This window comes from Nonomuraea sp. NPDC049158, assembly GCF_040648335.1.
Lineage (GTDB): Bacteria > Actinomycetota > Actinomycetes > Streptosporangiales > Streptosporangiaceae > Nonomuraea.
The window spans coordinates 30,262-52,044 of sequence record NZ_JBEZDM010000042.1 but is presented as its reverse complement, the minus strand read 5'-3'; the positions used below and the strand labels follow the sequence as shown (position 1 = coordinate 52,044).

Here is a 21,783-nt window from a genome sequence, read left to right as displayed (position 1 = left end):
GCCCGACTTTTCGTCTCAAGCCATGGCTTGAGACGAAATATCACATAAGAATGTTAGGTTTACTGCGCCCAGGCGCGCACCAGCGGCAGCAGGACCTCGTCCACCGATTCCGCGACGAAGGACTCGTCGAACAGCGGCCCGAGGAAGATCATGCGGTGCCAGACCAGCGCCTCCGCCACCCCGAACAGGCGGCCCGGATCCACCGGCCCCGGAAGGTCACCGCGCTTCCTGGCCCGCTCCAGCAGCGCTTCCACCCCGCCGAGGTCCTTGGCCGGCATGTGCTCGCGCAGCGTCCTGGCCAGCTCCTGGTGCGAGACCAGCGTCGAGGACAGCCCCATGATGAGCCCGTGCTTGCGCTCGACCGCGCCGCACAGGCCGCCGAGCACCCCGGCGAGGTCGCCGCGCAGCGAGCCGGTGTCCTCGGCGGCCGGCGTGTCCATGTCGAACCGGCGGCAGATGACGTCGACCACCAGCTCCGGCTTGCCCGCCCACCGGCGGTAGATGGTCGCCTTGCTGGCCTTGGCCCGCTTGGCGATCTGGTCGACCGACATACGGTCGTAGCCCATCTCGGACAGCAACTCCAGCGTCGCGTCGAGGATGGCCCGCTCCCGCTCGGGGTCGAGTGGTGGCACGCGCACGTCCCTCAGCCGTAGGTGATCTCCTCGAATCGTACGCCGGTCAGCCGCGTGGACACCTCCCACAGGTCGGCGGCGAGCTGCTCGGAACGGGCCGCCTCCGACGGCGTGAGCAGCCGGGTCTTGGGACCGACGAACTCCCCGCCGTGGATCTCCGGCGAGGTGGCCGCGTAGAGGGAGGACACCGCCCCGGCCGCCGCGCCCTTCAGGAACACCCCCACGAGGGGCTGTAGCGGCCCCACGTTGAAGAAATTGGTGGCGGTGACACCGGGATGGGTGGCGACGCTGATGAGGTCCACCTGGGCCCGCTGGGCGCGTCGTTGGAGCTCCAGGGTGAAGAGCAGGTTGGCCAGCTTGGAGCGGCCGTACGAGTTCATCTTCTTGTAGCCGCGCTCCAGGCCCAGGTCATCGAGGTCCAGCGTGCCCATCTTGTGCGCGTCACTGGAGACGTTGACCACCCGCGCGCCGGGCCGCGACAGCAGCAGGGGCAGCAACAGCCCGGTGAGCGCGAAGTGGCCCAGGTGGTTGGTGCCGAACTGCATCTCGAACCCGTCACGGGTCAGCTGGCGCGGGATCATGCCGACGCCCGCGTTGTTGACCAGCAGGTCCACCCGATCGACGCCGGCCGCGAAGCTCCTGACCGAGGCGAGGTCGGCCAGGTCCAGCGTGCCGTGCTCGACCTGGGCGCCGGGGACGGCCCGGCGGATCTCCTCGACGGCCGCGCCGCCCTTCGCGGCCGAGCGGGTGGCGACGACGACGCGGGCGCCGTGCCTGGCGAGTTCGAGCGCGGTGGGCAGGCCGATGCCGCTGTTGGCGCCGGTCACGATGGCCGTCTTGCCGCTCAGATCGGGCATGTCGGCTGGGGTCCAGGTGCTCATCGCCACTCCAGGTGTACGAAACCGTTTCGTACACCTTAACCTATGCGATGTCGCGCGTGCCGCTCCTCCCGTTGGGCGACCTCCAGCCGCTGCGCGCTCTCGGCGAGCCGCTTGCGGGCCTTGGCCAGCTTCCGCTCCAGCCCGGCGACCCGCTCGGCGCGCTCGTCGTGCTCCTGTACGGCCTGCTCCAGGACGGCGACCCACTCCCGGTGGGCGTCCAGCGCCTCCTGTCGTTCGGCGGCCTTCCTGGCTTCGGCCTCCGCCCGCCTCTTCGCCTCCGCCTCTTCTCGCTCCTTGGCCTCCGCGCGCTTCGCCTCCGCGCCCTTCGCGCCCTTCGCGCCCTTCGCGCCCTTCGCGCCCTTCGCCTCCGAGGCTGAGTCGGCCGAGGTTGTCGAGGCCGCCGGCTTCTTGGCGGGCCTGCCGCGCGGCGCCGGGGTGGGGGCGAAGCCGCTGTAGCTGAGTGGCTTGGCCAGGTGGCCGCGCCGTACCTCCTCGGCCGCGCCCGCGTCCACGACGGCGGCGTCGAGCGTCTGCTCGACCTCGGCCGCCGCGGCGGCCGACAGCCCGGCGTCCCGCCTGATCAGCCGGGACAGCCGTCCCGCCAGCTCGCCGCGCCGCCGGGTCAGCTCCGCCAGCGCCTCGGCGTCGTGCCTCTCCCACGCCTCGCGCAGCTCCTGCCCGAGCGCCAGCAACTCGCCGAGGTCGTCCGGATGCTCGCGGGCCAGCCGGTTCACGGCCGACGCGGAGACCGTGGGTCTGCGCAGTCCGGCGATGTCGCGGGCCAGCCGTACGTCGCCCGCGTCCTTGGCGGCACGAGCCTCGGCCTCGCGCGCGGCGGTGAACTCGGACGGCGGGAGCCCATACAGGCGACCGGCCACCTCGTCAAGATCCACACCTGTCAATTACCCCACATCCGCTGGTTTGTAGCGCATAGTGGAGACACGCCACTCGAACGGAGGCCACCGGTGTTCGAGCGCTTCACTGACCGTGCCCGCCGGGTCGTCGTCCTCGCCCAGGAGGAGGCGCGGACGCTGAACCACGCCCACATCGGCACGGAGCACATCCTGCTCGGCCTCATCCACGAGGGCGAAGGCGTGGCGGGCCTGACACTCGACAGCTTCGGCATCGAGCTCGAGAGTGTGCGCGCCTTCGTCACGCGCGAGGCGGGCCAGGGCGACGAGGCGCCGAGCGGGCACATCCCGTTCACCCCGCGCGCCAAGAAGGTCCTGGAGCTCTCGCTGCGCGAGGCGCTGCAGTTGCGCCACAACTACATCGGCACCGAGCACATCCTGCTCGGCGTGATCAGGGAGGGCGAGGGGCTGGCCGCCCAGGCGATCGTGGACGCCGGCGTGGAGCTGGGCGAGCTGCGGCACCGTGTGCTCACCCGGCTCGGGCAGGGGACGAAGGACCGGCCGGCCGAGATGTTCTTCGCCGGCGGTATGGCGCTCGGCGAACGGCTCACGCAGATCCAGGAGAGCCTCGAACGCATCGAGCGCCACCTGGGCATCCGGCAGCCGGACCAGGCGGCGCCCGACACGAAACCGGCAGACCAGGGCTCCGGGCCAGAGCCGTCAGAACCGGACTCCGGGCCGGACGAGGACGAGCGGGACGATGGACGGGGCGAGAGCGCCTCAGGCTGACCGCCCCAGGCTGACACGGCGAGAGCGCGTCAGGCTGACGCCATCGCGCCGACCGGCAGCCTGGCCTCGATCACGCCCGGGTCCTCGGTGTAGCCGAGCGTGGCGCCCAGCGACAGCAGGAGCCGCCGCATCCGTACGTTGTCGGACAGCATCGTGGCCCTGACCTCGGCGTAACCGAGATCGCGCGCCTCGCGCACCAGCGTCCTGGCCAGTGCCGTGCCCAGACCGCGCCCCTGCCAGCGGTCCTCGACCAGGAAGGCCATCTCGGCGATGCCGGGATCGGGGGTGAACATCAGGCTGGCCATGGCCACCACCTGGCCGTCGTGCCCGGCGACGATGGAGCGGCCGCGGCTGCGGTCGCAGAGCCGGTCGAACATCCGCGGCGGCAGTTCGGGCATCGAGGTGAAGTAGCGGAACCTGCGTGCCTCGGGCGAGCACCTGTCGTGCAGGTCGCGGACGGCCTCGCGGTAGATCGAGGTGAGCGGCCGGACCGTGACCTCCTCGCCGTCGGCCAGCTTGACCGTGGGCTCGGCGGCGCCCTGCTCGACCGGCGGCTGCGCGAGCCGGACGAAGGAGGCGGCCCGGGCCGCCTCGGTCAGGGTGAAGGGCAGCTCGGCGCGGCGCAGCCGGACGGCGCGCCTGGGTGCGACGGGCACCACGAGCAGGGTCGGGTCGGGAAGGTCACTCACCGCTTCACCATAGATCCACCTGGCATCGTCGGCGCGCAGCAACTCGGCCAGGAACTCCGGCAGCCGCCACGGCATCGACCGCAGCCGGGAGGCCAGCAGCAGCGCGCGGGTGGGCTCGTCGGTCAGCTCGTGCGCCGTCGCCGGGACCACCTGGACGCGGCGGCCACCGGCCGCCTCCAGGGCTTCACGCACGGCCTCGGGGCCGGCGGGGATGTCGGCGACGAACTCGTCGACGGTGCCGTCCGCGTCCGACTGGACGCTCAGGCCGAGGATGTTGCCGCCCCTGTCCGCCAGGGCCGCGGCCAGGGAGGCCAGTCGTCCCGGACGCTCGTCCACCGTCGTGCGAATGCGCAAGAATCCCATAGGAAGAGGATGCCGGGGAGGTGTTACCTGGCCGCTAACGCCGTGTTTCGAATGCGAGTTTCATAGCGAGATGCGGCGTATAGGAGGATACGGGCCATGAACGCGCATGTCTCCCTGTCGTCCGGATTCGTGAACGGCGACGTCTCCTTCTGGTACCGCTCCTCCGGCGTACCCTCCCCTGGTCCGCGCCTCGACGGAGACCTCCAGGCGGACGTGGCGATCGTCGGCGCGGGCTACACGGGGCTGTGGACCGCGTACTACCTCAAGCAGGCCCAGCCGTCCCTGAACGTCGTGGTGCTGGAGAAGGACTTCGCCGGGTTCGGGGCCTCGGGACGCAACGGCGGCTGGCTGACCGGCGACCTGGCCGGGTCGCATCAGCGCTACGCCAGGACGCACGGGGTGGAGGGGGCGCGGCGGCTGCAGCGCGAGATGTACGCCTCGATCGACGAGGTGATCCAGGTCTGCGAGAAGGAGGGCATCGACGCCGACGTCGTCAAGGGCGGCGTGGTCAACGTGGCCCGTACCCCCTCCCAGGCGGCCCGGCTGCGGGCCTCGGTGTCGGCCGCCCGCGCCTGGGGCATCGAGGAGGCGGACCTGCGGCTGGTCGATCCCGCCGAACGGCTGCGGGTGGCGGGCGCCGTGGCCGCCTCCTGGAGTCCGCACTGCGCGCGGGTGCAGCCCGCCAAGCTGGTACGAGGGCTGGCGCGGGCCGTACGGGAGCTCGGGGTGACCGTCTACGAGCGGACGCCCGTCACGGAGATCGCCCCGGGACTGGCCGTGACGCCGTTCGGGACGGTCCGCGCGCGGCACGTGCTCCGCGCGACCGAGGGGTTCACCTCGCGGCTGAAGGGGCTGCGGCGGCAGTGGCTGCCGATGAACAGCTCGCTGATCGTCACCGAGCCGCTGCCCGCCTCGTTCTGGGAGACGGTCGGCTGGGCGGGGTCCGAGCTGCTCGGGGACATGGCTCACTACTACATGTACGCGCAGCGGACCGCCGACGACCGCATCGCCTTCGGCGGGCGCGGCCGGCCGTACCTGTACGGCTCGCGGGTGGACGCCAGGGGGCACACGCACGAGCAGACGGTCGAGGCGCTCTGGCGGCTGCTGATCGACTTCTTCCCCGCCGCGGCCTCCTCCTCGGTGGCGCACGCGTGGTCGGGGGTGCTGGGGGTGCCGCGCGACTGGTGCTCGACCGTGCACGTGGACCCGGCCACCGGTCTGGGCTGGGCGGGCGGCTACACCGGGCACGGGGTGACGACGGCCAACCTGGCCGGCCGGACGATGCGGGACCTCGTCCTGGGCGAGCGGACGGCGCTGACGGAACTGCCGTGGGTGGGCCGCCGGGTGCGAGCGTGGGAGCCGGAGCCGCTGCGCTGGCTGGGGGTGCACGCGATGTACCGGTTGTACCGGGTGGCGGACCATCGGGAGCGGTCGATGGCGGATACGTCCGTGCTGGCCCGCATGGCCGACCTCATCACCGGTCACTGACACACCATCGTCGTTGAGATTGGGGAGCATCATGAACACGCTCTTTCGAGGGGGACGGGTCTTCACCGCGAAGACCGGCTTCGCCGAGGCCGTGCTGGTCCGCGACGGCGTGATCGCCGCCGTGGGCGACGAGCGGGACCTGGTACGGGAGGCGCCGGGGCACGAGACCGTGGACCTGGACGGGGGTCTGCTGGTGCCCGGGTTCATCGATGCGCATGTGCATCCGGTGCAGGCAGGCCTGGAGCGCGCCAAGTGCGATCTATCCGAAATTTACGGACTCGATGCCTATTTGGCGAAGATCGCCGACTATGCGGCGAAAAATCCTGAAAAGGAGTGGATTGATGGCGGCGGGTGGGACATGTCGGCCTTCCCGGGTGGGCTGCCGCACCGCGACCAGCTCGCCTTCGCCGACCGGCCCGTCTACCTCATCCAGCGCGACCATCATGCCGCCTGGGTCAACGCCCGTGCCCTGGAGCTGGCCGGCGTCACCGCCGGCACCCCCGACCCCGCCGACGGCCGCATCGAACGCGACGCCGACGGCACGCCCAGCGGCGTCCTGCACGAGGGCGCGATGGACCTCGTCGGCCTCCTCACCCCCCGTCCCTCCCCTCGTGACCTGGACCGGGCGCTGGAGGAGGCGGAGCGCTACCTGTTCTCGCTCGGCATCACCGGCTGGCAGGACGCCATCGTCGGCTCCTACGCGGGCTCGGTGGACCAGCTTCCCACCTACCTGTCGGCGGCCGGCTCCGGCAGGCTGCGGGCCCGCGTGGTGGGCGCGCTGTGGTGGGACCGTACCCGTGGCCTCGACCAGATCGACGACCTGACCGCGCGCCGCGCCTCGGCGGAGGGGCTGGACCGGTTCCGCGCGACCTCGGTGAAGATCATGCAGGACGGCATCACCGAGAACTTCACCGCCGCGACGCTGGAGCCCTACTGCCTCTGCGGCGGCACGGGCCTGTCCTACGTCGACCCGGACAAGCTCAGGAAGTATGTGGCCGAGCTGGACCGCCTCGGCTTCCAGGCGCACGTGCACGCGATCGGCGAACGGGCCGTACGCGAGGCGCTGGACAGTTTCGAGGGCACCTCGCCCGCCAACCGGCACCACATCGCGCACCTGCAGATCATCGAGCCGTCGGACGTGCCCCGCTTCGCCGCGCTCGGCGTGACGGCCAACCTGCAGCCGCTCTGGGCGACCCACCACGCGCAGATGGACGAGCTGACGCTGCCGTTCCTGGGCGAGCCCCGCTCCTCGTGGCAGTACCCCTTCGCCGACCTGCTCTCCCACGGGACGCGGTTCTGCGCGGGCAGCGACTGGCCGGTGTCGAGCGCCGACCCGCTGCAGGGCATGCACGTGGCCGTCAACCGTACGGAGCCCGGCAGCTCGGTGCACGCCGACTACCCCACGGCGCAGACGCCGTTCCTGCCCGGCCAGCGCCTCGACCTGGCGACCGCGCTGACGGCGTACACGGCCGGCTCGGCCTGGGTCAACCGCTCCCCCGCCGGGGTGATCGAGCCGGGCCGCCCGGCGGACCTCGTCGTCCTGGACCGCGACCCGTTCACGCTGCCGGAGCGCGACATCTGGACGACCGGGGCGCGCATGACGTTCGTGGACGGCGTAGCGGTCCACGACGGGTAAACCCGGCGGAACGGGTAGGTGCGCGATCCGGCGCTACGGAACGCGCACCCTCGCCGCATACGGTCGCCTCCGACACAAGTGATGGAGGCTGACATGGTGATGCGGCGAAGGTGGGCCGTCGCGGCGCTCGCCTGCGCGATGACGGTGACCATTCCCGGCGTCGCCCAGGCGACGACCCAGAGCGGCAGGGACGTAGTGATCACGTCCAGGCGCGGCTGGCAGGACACCGGAATCTACGTGTACGAAGGCGACCGCGTCCGGGTCGAGCAGGTGGGCGGCAGCTGGACGGTCGTACGAGGGCGTCGACGTCGTGCTGGTGGACGCCGCCGACGAGCGCAGCCCCGACGACCACTTCCCCGGCGTGGCGGTCGTCGAGGCCGTCCGCCGCGCCCGGAGCAGTCAGCAGACCACGGTCATCGTGCTCACCGGCCACTTCCTCGACGGCGCGGTCCGGCGGCGCATGCGGGAGGCCAGGGCCGACTACTTCTACCATCGCAGCCAGCTCGGCGACGCGGCCCGCCTGCGCGCCGCCGTACTCGAACCCTCTGGGGGCGTGCCCGGCCCCGCCGACCCAGAAGAGGAGATCAGACTCGGCGTCTCCGCCGCCAGCCGGGTCAACGCGGCCGTGGCGCACGCGCTGGCGGAGCACCTCCCGGAACGGCTGGACGAACGGGCCAGCCCCCGATCGCGGGCCTGGATCCGATTACGGGAGCGGTTCAACCGGCAGGCCCGGCTCGCGCCGACGACCTCCGACGGCCGCGCTCCGGACCGCACCCAGTCCCTGCCGTCACTGCCACAGATCGCCCGCTTCTTGACATGGGCGACAAGAGTCAAAACACCGCCACCGCCACCGCCACCGCCACCGCCACCGGATGAGTGAACCGGTCAGGGGCGCCGCGCGGTCCACCTCGTTCACCGCCGTCCGCCTCTTCCTCAACCTGCGGCTGGCCTCGCGGGTGACGATCTGCGTGACCCTCTGGGAGACCCTCACGCCACCCGTGGCGCTGCTCACCCTGCTCGCCTCGTGCCTGTACGACCTGCTGGTCTTCCGCGCCCTCAGACGCCACGGCATCCCCGTCCCGGTACGCCTGGCGCTAGACGTCGCCGACGTGGCCGTCTGGTCCGCGCTGGCCGGCGACCCGATCGACGCCCCCGCCCTGCTGGCCGCGCCCCTGGCCTACGAGCTGGCCCTGGAGCACGGCTGGACGGCACTGGCCGTACCGCTGACGTCGGGTGCGGTGGCCAACGTGGCGCTGGCCGTGGCGGGCTGGTCGTACAGTCCCGCGCCCTTTCTCTGGCCCGCCGGCGGCGTGGCGGGCGGCGTGTTCATCGGCCGGTACCTGCGCGGACGGCTACGGCAGCGACTGCGCGTGGCCGCGGCGGAGCGGCAGGCCGCCAGGAGCCGCGCCGAACTGGCCGGCCGGCACAGCGTGGCCATGGGCGCCGACACCGTGGTGGACCTGCTGACCCGCACATGGCCGCTGCTGGCCGGGCCGGGTCGCCAGGTGGCGTCACCTCTGTCCGCCTGGCGGCAGCGGCTGGCGGAGGAGACGGCCGACCACGCCGAATACCTGGCGGTCGCGTTGCTGCGCTGGGAGCAGCGCCACAACCTGGCCAGCCCGGACCTCTCCCGCGACGTGGAGTTCCGTCCCACGGACGGGAGCGGCTCGCTCCTGCTCTCCCCCGCCCAGACCGCCGCCCTGCACGAGGCCCTGGTACGGCTGGCGCCCACGGGCTCGCTCACCGTCACCGCGGACGGGCCACGGCCGCTCGGGCGACGGCAGGAACTGCGGATCGGCTCCAGGAAAGTGGTCCTGCCTGAGGACGCCCGCCCGCACACTCCGCCGTTCGACGCGCCATCGCCCTCGGCGCCATCGGCTCGCTCAGCCACTCGTGGCGCGACATGGACGGCGTGCCGCTCCCGGCCTGCGCGGCCCTCACGGTGATCGGGCTGCTGGTCGCCTTCTGGGCGCACCGGCGCGTCCTCGCCCGTGGCACGGCGGCGCACGCGCGGGTGCTGGCCGCGGGACTCTGCTTCGGCGCGGTGGACGCGCTGGTCTCGACGTCCCTCATGCGGACGATGGCCGCCGGCGGGCTCACCCGGATGCCGTTCCTGCACGCGATGCTCTTCGCCGTCCCGCTGACGGTCATGTACTGGCGCGACCTGGGGCTGGGACGCCGGATCGCGGCCGTGGCCTCGGCAGCGTCGATCCTTTGTGTCTGCGTGTGGCTGCTGCCCGTACCGCTGCACTGGGCCGACCTGGCGGGACTGGTGTGGCCACTGGCGTTCACGATCGGCGCCTCGGCGGTGCGCGACCTGCTGGACCTGGACACCACGGGGGTGGACCACGAACTGGCCGCCGAACACGCGGCGGCGGTGCGCGAGGGCTATCTCAGCGGCCGGGCCGACGTGCTGCGCCTGGTGGAACAGGTCACGGACGAGGCCGCCCACCGCCTGAGCGCGGACCGCGAGTCGCTCGACCCGCGCTTCCTCCCGGAGATCGAACGCCGCCTGTCCCAGGTCCGCGACCGCGTCTCAACTCTCCGGCACCAGCCAGACCCCTGAGACCACCCCGCAAACCCTGCCAAACGCCGCATAATCCCAGCACTCCGCCATACCCGTAGGGGCTCCGACACCCCGCCACCCAGGGCACACAGCACCGCCGAACTCCATCCGGTGAACCGGTCGCCCATGACGGCCCACGCCACGAACAGCGAAGGACCCCGGCGCAGTGTGCCGGGGTCCTTCGGAGATAACTCTGCGATAACAAGGTCCTACCAGGGGGACTTGTTGTTGCGGAGACGCTCCAGCGCTTCCTCGAGGATCGCCTTGCCGTCCTTGTCGCTCCTGCGCTCCTTCACATAAGCCAGGTGCGTCTTGTACGGCTCGTTCCGGGGCGGGGCAGGCGGGGCCTGCTCGTCCTGGCCGGCCGGGAGGCCGCAGCGTGGGCAATCCCACGTTTCGGGCACCGCCGCATCGCTGGCGAAGCTGGGCCGCGTCTCATGCATGTTGGCGCACCAGAACGGGACCCGCACTCTCGGAGCTGCCTCGCCGCGCTCGGCCTCCCCCATCGGGCCGGCGCCGACACGGCTGCCACGGATCGCGTTGCCACTACCCACGGATGAACTCCTCGCTCGATCGCCCCGTGACACACGGGGGGAGAATCACTGTCACGCGTCAATCTGACTCAGGGCCGCAGAAGCAGACCCAGAGCGATGATGCAGACGAACCAGACGGTGCCCGTGATCACGGTCAACCGGTCGAGGTTACGCTCCACCACCGAGGAACCACCGAAGTTCGACGAGAAACCGCCGCCGAACATGTCAGACAGGCCACCACCCTTGCCCTTGTGGAGCAGGACGAGCAGGATCATGAGACAGCTCGCCAGGATGAGGGCGATGGAGATTCCGATTTCCACGGTATGCCTAGTCCTTCAATGCTCTGTCACGCGTGACGATTCAAACTTGCTTCTAGAGGGTACGGCTTGTTGTCAAGTCGCACCCCCGGAACGACTCAGTTAGCCAGACATATCGGAGAAACGGCAGATCTTAACGAACTCCCCGGCATCGATGCTGGCACCGCCCACGAGCGCGCCGTCGATATCGGGTTGAGCCATGATCCCAGCGATGTTGCCTGACTTGACTGACCCTCCGTAAAGGATACGTACTGCGGAGGCCACTTCGGGGTCGTACAGCTCAGCGAGTCTGCCTCGCAGCGCCGCACAGACCTCCTGGGCGTCCTCGGGAGTGGCCACCTCGCCGGTGCCGATCGCCCACACCGGCTCGTAGGCCACTACCATCGATTGTGCCTGCTCAGCGGAGACTTTGCGCAGTCCGCCGTCAAGCTGGCTCAAGCAATGTGAAACTTGTTCGCCCGCCTGGCGCACGGGCAGGCCCTCGCCGACGCACAGGATCGGCGTCAGCGAGTGGCGGAACGCGGCGTGCACCTTGGCGTTGACCAGGTCGTCGTCCTCGCCGTGATACTGCCGCCGCTCCGAGTGGCCGGCCAGGACGAACGTGCAGCCCAGCTTGGCCAGCATCGCGCCCGAGATCTCGCCGGTGTAGGCGCCCGCCTCGTGCTGGGACAGGTCCTGCGCGCCGTAGACGATGCGCAGCTTGTCGCCGTCGACGAGCGTCTGAACGCTGCGCAGGTCGGTGAACGGCGGCAGGACGGCTATCTCCGCCTTGTCGAAGTCCTTGTCGGCGAACGCGAAGGCGAGCTTCTGGACCAGTGCGATGCCCTCAAGGTGGTTGAGATTCATCTTCCAGTTGCCGGCGAAAAGCGGCTTTCTCACGGTCAGTCCTCCAGGGCGGCGAGTCCGGGCAGGGTCTTGCCCTCGAGATATTCCAGGCTCGCCCCACCACCGGTGGAAATGTGCGAGAAGCCGTCTTCGGGCAGGCCGAACTTCCGTACGGCCGCCGCCGAGTCGCCACCGCCGACCACCGTCAGGGCGTCGGCCCCGATCAGCGCCTCGGCCACGGCCCGGGTGCCGCCGGAGAAGGCGTCGAACTCGAAGACGCCCATGGGGCCGTTCCAGAAGATGGTCTTGGCGTCGGCCAGCTTGGCCGCGAACAGCTCACGGGTCCTGGGACCGATGTCGAGCCCCTCACGGTCGGCCGGGATCGCCGTGGCCTCGACCACGTCGTGCGGCGCGTCCTCGGCGAAGCCGGTCGCGGCCAGCACGTCGACGGGCAGCACGAGATCGACGCCGCGCTCGGCGGCCTCGTTGAGGAAGCCGCGCACCTGGTCGAGCTGGTCCTGCTGGAGCAGCGACTTGCCGACCTCGTAGCCCTGGGCCTTGAGGAAGGTGTAGGCCATGCCGCCGCCGATCAGCAGCCGGTCGACCTTGGCCAGCAGGTTGGCGATGACGCCGAGCTTGTCGGAGACCTTGGCGCCGCCCAGCACCACCACGTAGGGGCGCTCGGTGTCCTCGGTGAGCCTCCTGAGCACCTCGAGCTCGGCCACGATGAGCTTGCCCGCCGCGTGCGGCAGCAGCCGGGGCACGTCGTAGACGCTGGCGTGCTTGCGGTGGACCGCGCCGAAGCCGTCGCCGACGTAGAGCTCGGCGAGCCCCGCCAGCTTCTCGGCGAACGCGCCACGCTCGGCGTCGTCCTTGGACTCCTCGCCCGCCTCGAACCGGAGGTTCTCCAGCAGGGCGACCTGGCCCTCCTCCAGCGCGTCGACGACGCCCTGGGCGCTGTCACCGACCACGTCGGTGGCGAAGGCCACGTCCTCGCCGAGCAGCTCCGCGAGGCGCTCGGCGACCGGCTTCAGCGAGAGGCCGGGGGTGGGCCGCCCCTTGGGGCGGCCCAGGTGAGCGCAGACGACGACCTTCGCGCCCGCGCCGGTCAGCGCCTTGATCGTCGGCACCGACGCGCGGATGCGGCCGTCGTCGGTGATCGTCTCACCGTCGAGTGGGACGTTGAGGTCGGCGCGCACGAGCACGCGCCGACCCTTCACATCGAGATCGTCGAGCGTACGCATCAGAGGTCCGCGCCCACCAACTGGATGAGGTCGACGAGGCGGTTGGAGAAGCCCCACTCGTTGTCGTACCAGCCGACGACCTTGACCTGGTTGCCGATGACCTTGGTCAGGCCGGCGTCGAAGATGCAGGAGGCCGGGTCGGTGACGATGTCGCTGGAGACGATCTCGTCCTCGGTGTAGCTGAGCACGCCCTTGAGCGCCCCCTCGGCGGCGGCCTTGTACGCGGCGTTGACCTCTTCGACGGTCACGTCACGGGAGACCTCGACGGTCAGGTCGGTGGCCGAGCCCGTGGGGATCGGCACGCGCATCGCGAACCCGTCGAGCTTGCCCTTGAGCTCGGGCAGCACCAGGCCGATGGCCTTGGCGGCGCCGGTCGAGGTGGGCACCACGTTGACGGCGGCGGCGCGGGCGCGGCGCAGGTCCTTGTGCGGGCCGTCCTGCAGGTTCTGGTCCTGCGTGTAGGCGTGGATGGTGGTCATCAGGCCCTTCTCGATGGTGAAGGCGTCGTTCAGGACCTTCGCCAGCGGAGCCAGGCAGTTGGTGGTGCAGGAGGCGTTGGAGATGATCGTGTGCTTGGTGGCGTCATAGATGTTGTCGTTGACACCCATCACGATCGTGACGTCTTCGTTCTTCGCCGGGGCGGAGATGATGACCTTCTTGGCGCCGTTGTCGGCGTGCACCTTGGCCTTGGCCGCGTCGGTGAACAGGCCGGTCGACTCCAGCACCACGTCGACGCCGAGGTCGCCCCAGGGCAGCTTGGCCGGGTCGCGCTCCTCGAAGACCTTGATCGTCTTGCCGTCGACGGTGATCTCGTCGCCGGAGACCTTCACCTCGTACGGCAGGCGGCCGAGGATGCTGTCGTACTTCAGCAGGTGGGCGAGCGTCGCGTTGTCGGTCAGGTCATTGACCGCAACGATCTCGATGTCCTTGCCACTGGCGGCCACCGCACGCCAGAAGTTGCGACCGATGCGGCCGAAGCCGTTGACGCCTACGCGGATGCTCACGGGAACCGATCTCCTCGTACGTGATGGCGAGCTAAAAACCTCAATGCCAAACCCTATCGGAACCAAATTGGTTTAGACCACTCGACTCCCCTTACCGTGAATCCGCGATCAGGCGGCGTAATTTGCGAGCTTCGAGTAAAGTGCCCGACTCATCGGAGTAAGTTCCGGCATTCTCTGGGGGCTGAGATGTCACAACCTAGGTCCGGCCTGCTGTCTGGCCTGGTCGTGGGTTTCGTAGCAACGCTCGTCTGCGCCATCGCGCAAGGGGCGGTACTCCTCTACGGAGACCGCTTCATCCCGGCTGCCTTCCTGACCGCCGGCGACGGCCTCTGGGCGATGACCACGATCGCCTTCGCCTCGGCTCTGCTCCTGTCTCTCCTGGTATGCCTGTTCAGGCCGGGCAGCCGGCTCCTGCCGTGGTGGTCGGCCCTCTGCTCGGTGGCGGCGGTGGCCCTGGGTTGGACCACCGCCCGCGCCACGAGCACCGGCGGCCGGCCCGACCTGAGCCTCGACCGCCTCATGACCAACTTCCCGGCCGAGCTGACCAGCCTCTGGCCCTCGCTGAAGGACTCCTGGGAGCTCTGGCTCCCGCTGGCGGTGGCGGCCCTGACGGCCTACTTCCTCGTACGCGTGCGAGTGCGCCGCGTCCGAGCCCGCCGAACCTCCCTGACCCCACCGGAGGACCCGGCCCCGGCCGAACCGGAATACCGGGCCCCCTTCGAGCCCCTCCAAAGCCCCACCAACCCCTCACGCCCCACGGGCGACCTCTTCACGCCGAGAGACTCGGGCCGCGCCTGAAACGGCTCACCGGCCCGATCCACGGAGACGGCCAAGCATGCGCACGTCACGGCGGGAAGTCCCCCCACCGGAGGAGCGTTCCCCTGGACAGGGCCCAGCCCACGACGGCGGTCGGCGCCCACCGTGCCGTGCCGTAATGCATGAACCGCCTTGACGGAAGGCCACGCACAGCGGAGCACCACGAGGAGAACCCGAAAGCGATCCCCGCACGGGGCAGCCCCCCAGAGCCCAGCGGCCCCTGTACGGAGCAGCCCCCAGAACCCAGCGAGCCCCGCACGGAGGAGAAGCCCGCCCACAGCCCTTCAGCACCGTCCTGCCTCGCTCCCGAAGCCGCCTCCCGGCACGCACCGCAGTCTCGTACCCGCGGACACGTGCCAGCACTCACCGGGCCCCATCACATGCCCGCGGTCACCAGGCCCCGGTCAACCGGGGCCACCTCACCACACAGAGGCCGCGAGCAGGCCACACAGAGCCCCACAGAGGCTGCGCGGGCCGCGCGGAGAAGCGCCCTCACTGGGCGAGCATGTCCACGGTGAGGTTCGCCTCGGTGTTGGGGATGCCCAAGTCGGTGGCACGTTTGTCGGCCATCGCCAGCAGCCGCCGGATACGTCCGGCGATCGCGTCCTTCGTCAGCGGCGGATCCGCGATCTGCCCCAGCTCCTCCAGAGACGCCTGCTTGTGCTCCACCCGCAGCCGCCCCGCGATCACCAGGTGGTCGGGCGCCTCCTCGCCCAGGATCTCCAGCGCCCGCTGCACCCGCGCCCCCGCCGCCACCGCGGCCCGCGCCGAGCGGCGCAGGTTGGCGTCGTCGAAGTTGGCCAGCCGGTTGGCCGTGGCCCGCACCTCGCGGCGCATCCGGCGTTCTTCCCAGGCCAGCACGCTGTCGTGCGCGCCGAGCCGCGTCAGCAGCGCGCTGATGGCGTCGCCGTCGCGCACCACCACCCGGTCGACGCCCCGCACCTCCCGCGCCTTGGCGTGGATCTTGAGCCGCCGCGCCGACCCCACCAGCGCCAGCGCCGCCTCGGGCCCCGGGCAGGTGACCTCCAGCGACATGGAGCGCCCCGGCTCGGTCAGCGAGCCGTGCGCCAGGAACGCCCCGCGCCACGCGGCCTCGGCGTCGCAGGCGGCCCCCGCCACCACTTGACGAGGCAGGCCGCGGACCGGGCGCCCGTGGTTGTCGATGAGACCCGTCTGCCGGGCCAGCGCCTCACCGTCGCGGTAGACGCGCACGACATAGCGTGAGCCCTTACGCAGCCCGGCGGGTGCCAGCACGAGCACTTCGGCCTTGTGACCGAACACCTCCCCGATGTCCTTGATCAGCCGCCGCGCGGTGGCGTTGGTGTCGAGCTCCGCCTCGATCACGATGCGCCCGCCCACCAGGTGCAGCCCGCTGGCGAACCGCAACAGCGTCGACACCTCCGCCTTCCGGCAGCAAGGCTTCAGCACTGGCAGGCGGCTCAGCTCGTCCTTCACCACACCCGTCATCGCCATAAGCGTTAGTCCTCCCCCATTCAGACCGGCTCTCAGCAGTGTCTCGCACCTTTGCGCCGCACCGACCAGGATCAACGCTTCTGGAGGAAAATCTCGTCCAGGACGGAGGCAAGACGTCGTGAGTCATGCCGGGGGGAGCCGTCGGCGGCCGCGACGTCGGCCATGACGAGCCGCCCGCCGAGCGCGGTGGCGGCCTTCTCCAGAGCGTCGCGGTCGTCGACCACGCCGGTGTCGGCGAGCACGACGTCGACGCGCAGGCCGGGCGCGTGCTGCCGGAGCACCTCCAGGTGCTGCTGGGGTGAGAAGTCGTCGGTCTCGCCGGGCTGCGGCGCCAGGTTGAGCGTGACCAGCCGTTGGGCCTTCGACTCGTGCAACGCCCGAGCCAGCTCGGGGACCTTGAGATGCGGTAACACGCTGGTGAACCACGACCCGGGCCCGAACACCAGCCAGTCGGCCTCCAGCACGGCGCGTACGGCCTCAGGCCGCGCCGGCGGGTCCTCCGGCACCAGCGAGATGGCCTGCACCCGGCCGGGGGTCAGCGCGCAGGCCACCTGCCCGCGTACGGTCGAGGTGACGCCGTCGAGCTCCACCTCGGCCACGATGTCCAGCGGCACCGACGCCATCGGCAGCACCCTGCCGTGGGCGCCGAGCAGCCGGCCCACCCAGTCGAGGCCCGCCACGGGATCGCCGAGCAGCTCCCACAGCGCCACGATGAGCAGGTTGCCGACAGCGTGGCCGTGCAGGTCGCCCTCGCTGCGGAAGCGGTGCTGGACGACCTCGCTCCAGGTGCTCCCCCACTCGTCGTCGCCGCAGAGCGCGGCCAGCGCCATGCGCAGGTCGCCGGGAGGGAGTACGCCCAGCTCGCGCCTGAGCCGCCCGCTGGAGCCGCCGTCGTCGGCGACCGTCACCACCGCGGTCAGATCGCCCACCACACCGCGCAGCGCCGACAGCGAGGCATAGAGCCCATGCCCCCCGCCCAGCGCCACCACCCGCGGCCGGTCATCCGGCGGCGCGCCGATCTCGGCCGCGTCACCCGGCGCCGCGCCGGCCATGACCGCCTCACCCGGCGTCACTTCGGCTACGGCCGCCTCGCCCTGGTCTTGGCCCTCATCGGTCACTCCCGCCCCACATCCCGGTGGCTGACCTGGACTTCCATGCCGCGGTCACGCAGCCGGCCGGCGACCTGCTCGGCCATCGCCACGCTGCGGTGCTTGCCACCCGTACAGCCCACCGCCAGCGTGGCGTAGCTCTTGCCCTCGCGCGCGTAGCCGGCGGCGATCACCTGCAGCACCTCCTCGTACGCGTCGAGGAACTCCTTGGCCCCAGGCTGACCGAGCACGTAATCACGCACCGGCGCGTCGAGCCCGCTCATCGGCCGCAGATCCGGCACCCAGTGCGGGTTGGGCAGGAACCGGCAGTCGACCACGAGGTCGGCGTCGACCGGCAGGCCGTATTTGAAGCCGAACGAGACCACGTTGAGCCGCAGCCCCGGCCGGTCGTCACCGCCGAAGAAGTTGACGATCTTGTTGCGTAGTTCGTGCACGTTGAGCGAGGAGGTGTCGATCACCAGGTCGGCGTTGGCCCGCACCTCGCGCAGGATGCCGCGCTCGCGGGCGATGCCGTCGACGAGCCGGCCCTCGCCCTGGAGCGGGTGGGGCCTGCGTACGTTCTCGAACCTGCGCACCAGCCCTTCGTCGCCGGCCTCGAGGAAGACCACGCGCACGCGTACGCCGCGGCCCTCCAGCTCTTCGATGGCGGCGTTGAGGTCGCTGGTGAAGGCCAGGCTGCGCACGTCGACGACGGCGGCCACCTTGTCGGCGGCCAGCTTGACCTTGCCCGCCTCCTCCGCCATGGCGAACAGCAGCCCTGGTGGCAGGTTGTCGATGACGAACCAGCCCAGGTCTTCCAACGCCTTGGCCGCGGTGCTGCGACCCGCGCCTGACATGCCGGTGACGATGACGAACGCCGGCTCGGTGTTCATTGCCTCACTCCGTTCGGCGGGCTCACTGTCCCTCCCCCTTCAGCGTCGACGCGATCACCTCGGCGATGGCCGGGCCGATGCCGGGGACCTCGCACATTTCGGCGGCGGTGGCCTCGCGCAGCTTCTTCACGGAGCCGAAGTGTTTGAGCAGCGCCTGCCTGCGCGCCGGTCCGAGGCCGGGCACGGTGTCGAGCGCGCTCTCCTTCACGGTCTTGGACCTCTTAGCACGATGGTAGGTGATGGCGAACCTGTGTGCCTCGTCCCGCACGCGTTGCAGCAGGTAGAGCCCTTCACTGGAGCGCGGCATGATCACCGGCTGGTCGTCGCCGGGCAGCCACACCTCTTCGAGCCGCTTGGCCAGGCCGCACACGGCGACGTCATCGATGCCGAGCTCGTCGAGCGCCCGCTGGGCGGCGGCCGCCTGGGGACCCGCGCCGTCGACCACGACCAGGTTGGGCGGGTAGGCGAACTTGCGCGGCTTTCCGGTCTCCGGGTCGATGGGCCCGTTGGGTCCGTCCGCGTCGTCCTCGGCCGCCAGTTCCCCGGTGTTCGAGCGCTCCTCCAGGTAGCGCCGGAACCGCCGCTGGATGACCTCGTAGATGGAGGCGACGTCGCCTTCCTTGGTCTTGACGGCGAAGCGGCGGTATTCGCTCTTGCGGGCCAGGCCGTCCTCGAACACCACCATCGACGCCACGACGTTCTCGCCCTGCAGGTGGGAGACGTCGTAGCACTCGACGCGCAGCGGCACCTGGTCGAGGTCGAGCGCGTCGGCGATCTCCTGCAGCGCCTTGCTGCGGGTGGTCAGGTCGCCGGCCCGGCGGATCTTGTGCTGGGCGAGCGACTCCTTGGCGTTGCGCTCGACGGTCTCCATCAGCGACTTCTTGTCGCCGCGCTGCGGCACCCGGACCTCGACCCGGGCGCGGCGCTGCTCCGACAGCAGCTCGGTGATCGCCTCGTTGTCGGGCGGCAGCACGGGCACGAGGACCTCGCGGGGCATCGATTCGGCGCCCGCCTCGCCGTACATCTGCAGCAGGAACTGCTCGACCAGCTCGCCCGGCGAGCTCTCCTCGACCTTGTCGACCACCCAGCCGCGCTGGCCGCGGATGCGGCCGCCGCGCACGTAGAAGACCTGGACGGCGGCCTCAAGGGGGTCTTCGGCCAGCGCGATCACATCGGCGTCGGTGCCCTCGCCGAGGACTACGGCCTGCTTCTCGAGCGCGCGCTGCAGGGCCTGGATGTCGTCGCGGAGCCTGGCGGCCCGCTCGTATTCCTGCGCCGCGGCGGCCTCGCGCATGTCCCGCTCCAGCCGCTTGATGAAGCGGCCGGTGTTACCCGCCATGAAGTCGCAGAAGTCCTCGGCCAGGGCCAGGTGCTCGTCCGGGGTGACCCGGCCCACGCACGGCGCCGAGCACTTGTCGATGTAGCCCAGCAGGCACGGCCGGCCGATCTGCCCGGCCCGCTTGAACACCCCCGCGCTGCACGTGCGGACGGGAAAGACGCGCAGCAGCAGATCGACGGTCTCGCGGATGGCCCAGGCGTGCGAGTAGGGGCCGAAGTAGCGGGTGCCCTTGCGCTTGGCGCCCCGCATCACCTGCACGCGCGGGAAGTCCTCGCCCATGGTGACGGCGAGGTAGGGGTAGGACTTGTCGTCGCGGTATTTGACGTTGAAGCGGGGGTCGAACTCCTTGATCCAGGAGTATTCGAGCTGCAGCGCCTCGACCTCGGTGCCGACCACCGTCCAGTCGACGTCGGCGGCGGTGGTGAGCATGGTCTGGGTGCGCGGATGCAGCGCGGAGAAGTCGGCGAAGTAGGAGTTGAGCCGCTGCCGCAGGCTCTTGGCCTTGCCGACGTAGATCACCCGGCCATGCGCGTCCCTGAACCGGTAGACCCCCGGAGAGTCGGGAATGGAGCCCGACTGGGGGCGGAAACTCAGGGGGCTGCGCGCTGATCTCGCCACGTTCAAAGACTAACGGGCCCCACCGACAAGGCGGCCCGCCGTACCAGTCGTCCTGGTACGGCGGGCGTGCGCCTAGGCGAGCGTGATCTGGTCTCCCTCGACCTTGATCTGCTGCTCAGGAAGCGGCTTCTTGGCCGGTCCGGCGGTGACGGATCCGTCGTCGATCTTGAACTTGCTGCCGTGGCACGGGCAGTCGATCATCCCGTTCGCGACGCCGCCGACCGTACAGCCCTGGTGGGTGCAGATCGCGCTGAACGCCTTGAACTCGCCCGACTTGGGCTGCACCACCACCACTTTCTGCTCCTTGAAGACCGTCCCTCCGCCCACGGGGATGTCGGAGGTCTTCGCCAATGCGCCACCCGCGGCCGCCGGAGCACTCGACTGCGTATCAGCGGTCGAGGTCTGCGCGCCGCTCGCGGCGTCGTTACTGCCGCACGCGGTCAGCGCCAGTGTCAGGCCACCCGCGCCCACACCGGCGATCATCGCTCTGCGACTCTGAAAGTCATCTCCCATGAGCTCACCCAACCGCACACAGGTGAGAAATTCATGAGGACCCGCTAGGCGAGCGTGATCTTACCGTCGCTGACCTTGATCTTCTTCTCCGCGAGCGGCTCGGAAGCCGGGCCACCTGCGACGGAACCGTCCGAAATCTTGAACTTGCTCCCGTGACACGGGCAGTTGATGGTGCCGTCCGCGACCTCGTCGACCGTGCATCCCTGATGGGTGCAGACCGCCGTGAACGCCTTGAACTCCCCCTCCGTCGGCTGGGTGACGACTATCTTCTGGCTCTCGAAGACCTTCCCGCCCCCGCTGGGGATGTCGCCGGTTTCAGCGAGCGCCTTGCCGGCGGCGGCTTTCTTCTTCTTCGGGGCCGCGGACGACGGCTCGTCGGCCGGGGGTGCCTCACTCGCCTGGGTCGTCGGCGAGCCGTAGCTCGCGCAAGCGGTCATCACCACTGCGAGCCCGGCGCCTCCGGCCCCGAGCACCACCGCCCGGCGCGTCGTTTCGGTCATATTGCGTCCTCCCAGGTCTAGTTCTCACTTCAGGTACGGCCAGCGCCCTCGCGCCGGTTCAGCGTGCCGTACGCCAATCCCGGGAACCACGCAGAATTACCTGTTCAGGCCACCACGACGCCGTCACCCTCGACCTTGACCTTGTAGGCCACGAGCGGCGCGGTCGCCGGCCCCTTGAGCGCCTTGCCGCTGTCGGCGGCGAACTCGCTGCCGTGACACCCGCACGTGATCACGTTCTCCTCGGGCGAGCCGACGGCGCAGCCCTTGTGCGTGCAGACCGCGCTGAACGCCTTGAAGGCGCCCTTCGCCGGCTGGGTGACCACGATCTTGTACTTCTCCACCACGACGCCGCCGCCCACGGGAACGTCCGCGGTCTTGGCGAGCAGCTGCCCCTTGATACCGGCCGGCTCCGCGCTGGCACCGCCGCCACATCCCGCGACCGCGAGACCGCACGCCGCCAGTCCGGCCGCGCCCAGCGCCTCGCGACGCCCGATTTCGGGCATGGCGCCGCCCAGCTCCGTAATCCCCATGGTGCCGACCCTTCCCCGTGGCCACTGACCCCCTGCAGGCCAGGCCGCTATCGTCGGGTCAACTTTATTGCCGCCACCCCTCGGTCCCCCGTCCGGGTCATCCCCGTGAGGCCGTCTACCGTCGGGGGGTGTTTTTACGGGGACACCGCCCCACAGAACACCCCCGAAGACCGCAGACTGCAGACAAAGGGGCAG

Annotated in this window: 22 protein-coding genes and 1 pseudogene; 7 read left to right on the top strand and 16 right to left on the bottom strand. The window is 70.5% G+C overall.

Features of this window, described 5'->3' with window-relative positions; translation table 11 throughout:
• Window positions 1-59 precede the first annotated feature (59 nt).
• From AB0B61_RS49025 to AB0B61_RS49015, 3 genes are read right to left on the bottom strand one after another with little or no spacing between them, the layout of a single operon-like run.
• On the bottom strand, window positions 60-632 hold the full coding sequence (locus AB0B61_RS49025) for a TetR/AcrR family transcriptional regulator (RefSeq protein WP_358447860.1): 573 nt from the start codon (window positions 630-632) through the stop codon (window positions 60-62).
• An 11-nt stretch (window positions 633-643) separates the two neighbouring features.
• Window positions 644-1,513 (bottom strand): oxidoreductase, encoded by an 870-nt coding sequence (locus tag AB0B61_RS49020; protein WP_358447858.1) that lies wholly within the window; start codon window positions 1,511-1,513, stop codon window positions 644-646.
• 35 nt (window positions 1,514-1,548) lie between these two features.
• Complete coding sequence (locus AB0B61_RS49015) at window positions 1,549-2,406, bottom strand: hypothetical protein (protein ID WP_358447856.1); 858 nt, start codon at window positions 2,404-2,406, stop codon at window positions 1,549-1,551.
• Between the two features lie 72 nt (window positions 2,407-2,478).
• On the opposite strand from AB0B61_RS49015, the pseudogene AB0B61_RS49010 reads away from it, so the two are divergent.
• Window positions 2,479-2,895 (top strand): annotated as a pseudogene (locus tag AB0B61_RS49010) (Clp protease N-terminal domain-containing protein); the annotation flags it as partial.
• Window positions 2,896-3,182: 287 nt separating this feature from the next.
• Here the strand turns inward: AB0B61_RS49010 and AB0B61_RS49005 are convergent.
• Window positions 3,183-4,205: a GNAT family N-acetyltransferase gene (locus tag AB0B61_RS49005; RefSeq protein ID WP_358447854.1), complete on the bottom strand. Its 1,023-nt coding sequence runs from the start codon at window positions 4,203-4,205 to the stop codon at window positions 3,183-3,185.
• 96 nt (window positions 4,206-4,301) lie between these two features.
• Between AB0B61_RS49005 and AB0B61_RS49000 the strand changes: the two genes are divergently transcribed.
• The 5 genes from AB0B61_RS49000 to AB0B61_RS48980 all read left to right on the top strand — a co-directional run bounded on the left by AB0B61_RS49000 (window position 4,302) and on the right by AB0B61_RS48980 (window position 9,895).
• A complete protein-coding gene (locus AB0B61_RS49000; protein WP_358447852.1) occupies window positions 4,302-5,693 on the top strand; it encodes an FAD-dependent oxidoreductase in 1,392 nt (463 codons plus the stop codon).
• 31 nt (window positions 5,694-5,724) lie between these two features.
• Window positions 5,725-7,329 (top strand): amidohydrolase, encoded by a 1,605-nt coding sequence (locus AB0B61_RS48995; RefSeq protein WP_358447851.1) that lies wholly within the window; start codon window positions 5,725-5,727, stop codon window positions 7,327-7,329.
• A 310-nt stretch (window positions 7,330-7,639) separates the two neighbouring features.
• Window positions 7,640-8,209 carry a hypothetical protein gene (locus AB0B61_RS48990; protein WP_358447849.1) on the top strand — a complete coding sequence of 190 codons (570 nt, stop codon included), beginning with the start codon at window positions 7,640-7,642 and terminating at the stop codon, window positions 8,207-8,209.
• The gene (locus AB0B61_RS48985) at window positions 8,202-9,275 is read left to right on the top strand and encodes a hypothetical protein (RefSeq protein WP_358447847.1); all 1,074 of its coding nucleotides are present in this window, start codon (window positions 8,202-8,204) and stop codon (window positions 9,273-9,275) included. Before AB0B61_RS48990 ends, AB0B61_RS48985 begins: the two co-directional genes overlap by 8 nt.
• The gene (locus AB0B61_RS48980; protein WP_358447845.1) at window positions 9,242-9,895 is read left to right on the top strand and encodes a hypothetical protein; all 654 of its coding nucleotides are present in this window, start codon (window positions 9,242-9,244) and stop codon (window positions 9,893-9,895) included. The genes AB0B61_RS48985 and AB0B61_RS48980 overlap by 34 nt, the downstream gene beginning before the upstream one ends.
• A gap of 209 nt (window positions 9,896-10,104) precedes the next feature.
• Here the strand turns inward: AB0B61_RS48980 and AB0B61_RS48975 are convergent, their stop codons facing one another.
• The 5 genes from AB0B61_RS48975 to gap all read right to left on the bottom strand — a co-directional run bounded on the left by AB0B61_RS48975 (window position 10,105) and on the right by gap (window position 13,818).
• A complete protein-coding gene (locus AB0B61_RS48975) occupies window positions 10,105-10,449 on the bottom strand; it encodes an RNA polymerase-binding protein RbpA (protein WP_357656681.1) in 345 nt (114 codons plus the stop codon).
• A gap of 68 nt (window positions 10,450-10,517) precedes the next feature.
• Window positions 10,518-10,748, bottom strand: coding sequence for a preprotein translocase subunit SecG (gene secG / locus AB0B61_RS48970; RefSeq protein WP_214636246.1), 231 nt, complete (start codon window positions 10,746-10,748; stop codon window positions 10,518-10,520).
• A gap of 99 nt (window positions 10,749-10,847) precedes the next feature.
• Window positions 10,848-11,630, bottom strand: a complete 783-nt coding sequence (gene tpiA / locus AB0B61_RS48965) for a triose-phosphate isomerase (protein WP_358447916.1) — start codon at window positions 11,628-11,630, stop codon at window positions 10,848-10,850.
• Window positions 11,627-12,814: a phosphoglycerate kinase gene (locus AB0B61_RS48960; protein ID WP_358447843.1), complete on the bottom strand. Its 1,188-nt coding sequence runs from the start codon at window positions 12,812-12,814 to the stop codon at window positions 11,627-11,629. The genes tpiA and AB0B61_RS48960 overlap by 4 nt, the downstream gene beginning before the upstream one ends.
• The gene (gene gap / locus AB0B61_RS48955) at window positions 12,814-13,818 is read right to left on the bottom strand and encodes a type I glyceraldehyde-3-phosphate dehydrogenase (protein WP_358447842.1); all 1,005 of its coding nucleotides are present in this window, start codon (window positions 13,816-13,818) and stop codon (window positions 12,814-12,816) included. The genes AB0B61_RS48960 and gap overlap by 1 nt, the downstream gene beginning before the upstream one ends.
• A 225-nt stretch (window positions 13,819-14,043) precedes the next feature.
• On the opposite strand from gap, the gene AB0B61_RS48950 reads away from it, so the two are divergent.
• Complete coding sequence (locus AB0B61_RS48950; protein WP_358447840.1) at window positions 14,044-14,616, top strand: hypothetical protein; 573 nt, start codon at window positions 14,044-14,046, stop codon at window positions 14,614-14,616.
• A 510-nt stretch (window positions 14,617-15,126) separates the two neighbouring features.
• Here AB0B61_RS48950 and whiA read toward each other — a convergent pair.
• The 7 genes from whiA to AB0B61_RS48915 form a co-directional block, all read right to left on the bottom strand.
• Window positions 15,127-16,107, bottom strand: coding sequence for a DNA-binding protein WhiA (gene whiA / locus AB0B61_RS48945; protein WP_357656688.1), 981 nt, complete (start codon window positions 16,105-16,107; stop codon window positions 15,127-15,129).
• 71 nt (window positions 16,108-16,178) lie between these two features.
• Window positions 16,179-17,096 carry a uridine diphosphate-N-acetylglucosamine-binding protein YvcK gene (gene yvcK / locus AB0B61_RS48940; protein ID WP_357958576.1) on the bottom strand — a complete coding sequence of 306 codons (918 nt, stop codon included), beginning with the start codon at window positions 17,094-17,096 and terminating at the stop codon, window positions 16,179-16,181.
• 125 nt (window positions 17,097-17,221) lie between these two features.
• Window positions 17,222-18,088 carry an RNase adapter RapZ gene (rapZ, locus tag AB0B61_RS48935; RefSeq protein WP_358447838.1) on the bottom strand — a complete coding sequence of 289 codons (867 nt, stop codon included), beginning with the start codon at window positions 18,086-18,088 and terminating at the stop codon, window positions 17,222-17,224.
• Window positions 18,089-18,110: 22 nt separating this feature from the next.
• Complete coding sequence (gene uvrC, locus AB0B61_RS48930) at window positions 18,111-20,021, bottom strand: excinuclease ABC subunit UvrC (RefSeq protein ID WP_358447915.1); 1,911 nt, start codon at window positions 20,019-20,021, stop codon at window positions 18,111-18,113.
• A 96-nt stretch (window positions 20,022-20,117) separates the two neighbouring features.
• On the bottom strand, window positions 20,118-20,558 hold the full coding sequence (locus AB0B61_RS48925) for a Rieske (2Fe-2S) protein (protein ID WP_358447836.1): 441 nt from the start codon (window positions 20,556-20,558) through the stop codon (window positions 20,118-20,120).
• A 44-nt stretch (window positions 20,559-20,602) separates the two neighbouring features.
• Window positions 20,603-21,058, bottom strand: coding sequence for a Rieske (2Fe-2S) protein (locus tag AB0B61_RS48920; protein WP_358447834.1), 456 nt, complete (start codon window positions 21,056-21,058; stop codon window positions 20,603-20,605).
• 104 nt (window positions 21,059-21,162) lie between these two features.
• Window positions 21,163-21,588 carry a Rieske (2Fe-2S) protein gene (locus tag AB0B61_RS48915; RefSeq protein WP_358447832.1) on the bottom strand — a complete coding sequence of 142 codons (426 nt, stop codon included), beginning with the start codon at window positions 21,586-21,588 and terminating at the stop codon, window positions 21,163-21,165.
• Window positions 21,589-21,783: the final 195 nt, after the last annotated feature.

Excerpts from the sequence above, each read along its gene's own strand:
- AB0B61_RS48985 (WP_358447847.1), top strand. The coding sequence starts at position 8,202 with ATGAGTGAACCGGTCAGGGGCGCCGCGCGGTCCACCTCGTTCACCGCC.
- AB0B61_RS48915 (WP_358447832.1), bottom strand. The coding sequence starts at position 21,588 with ATGGGGATTACGGAGCTGGGCGGCGCCATGCCCGAAATCGGGCGTCGC.
- AB0B61_RS49005 (WP_358447854.1), bottom strand. The coding sequence starts at position 4,205 with ATGGGATTCTTGCGCATTCGCACGACGGTGGACGAGCGTCCGGGACGA.
- AB0B61_RS48960 (WP_358447843.1), bottom strand. The coding sequence starts at position 12,814 with ATGCGTACGCTCGACGATCTCGATGTGAAGGGTCGGCGCGTGCTCGTG.
- AB0B61_RS49020 (WP_358447858.1), bottom strand. The coding sequence starts at position 1,513 with ATGAGCACCTGGACCCCAGCCGACATGCCCGATCTGAGCGGCAAGACG.
- AB0B61_RS48925 (WP_358447836.1), bottom strand. The coding sequence starts at position 20,558 with ATGGGAGATGACTTTCAGAGTCGCAGAGCGATGATCGCCGGTGTGGGC.
- rapZ (WP_358447838.1), bottom strand. The coding sequence starts at position 18,088 with ATGAACACCGAGCCGGCGTTCGTCATCGTCACCGGCATGTCAGGCGCG.
- whiA (WP_357656688.1), bottom strand. The coding sequence starts at position 16,107 with ATGGCGATGACGGGTGTGGTGAAGGACGAGCTGAGCCGCCTGCCAGTG.
- AB0B61_RS49000 (WP_358447852.1), top strand. The coding sequence starts at position 4,302 with ATGAACGCGCATGTCTCCCTGTCGTCCGGATTCGTGAACGGCGACGTC.
- AB0B61_RS48995 (WP_358447851.1), top strand. The coding sequence starts at position 5,725 with ATGAACACGCTCTTTCGAGGGGGACGGGTCTTCACCGCGAAGACCGGC.
- AB0B61_RS48920 (WP_358447834.1), bottom strand. The coding sequence starts at position 21,058 with ATGACCGAAACGACGCGCCGGGCGGTGGTGCTCGGGGCCGGAGGCGCC.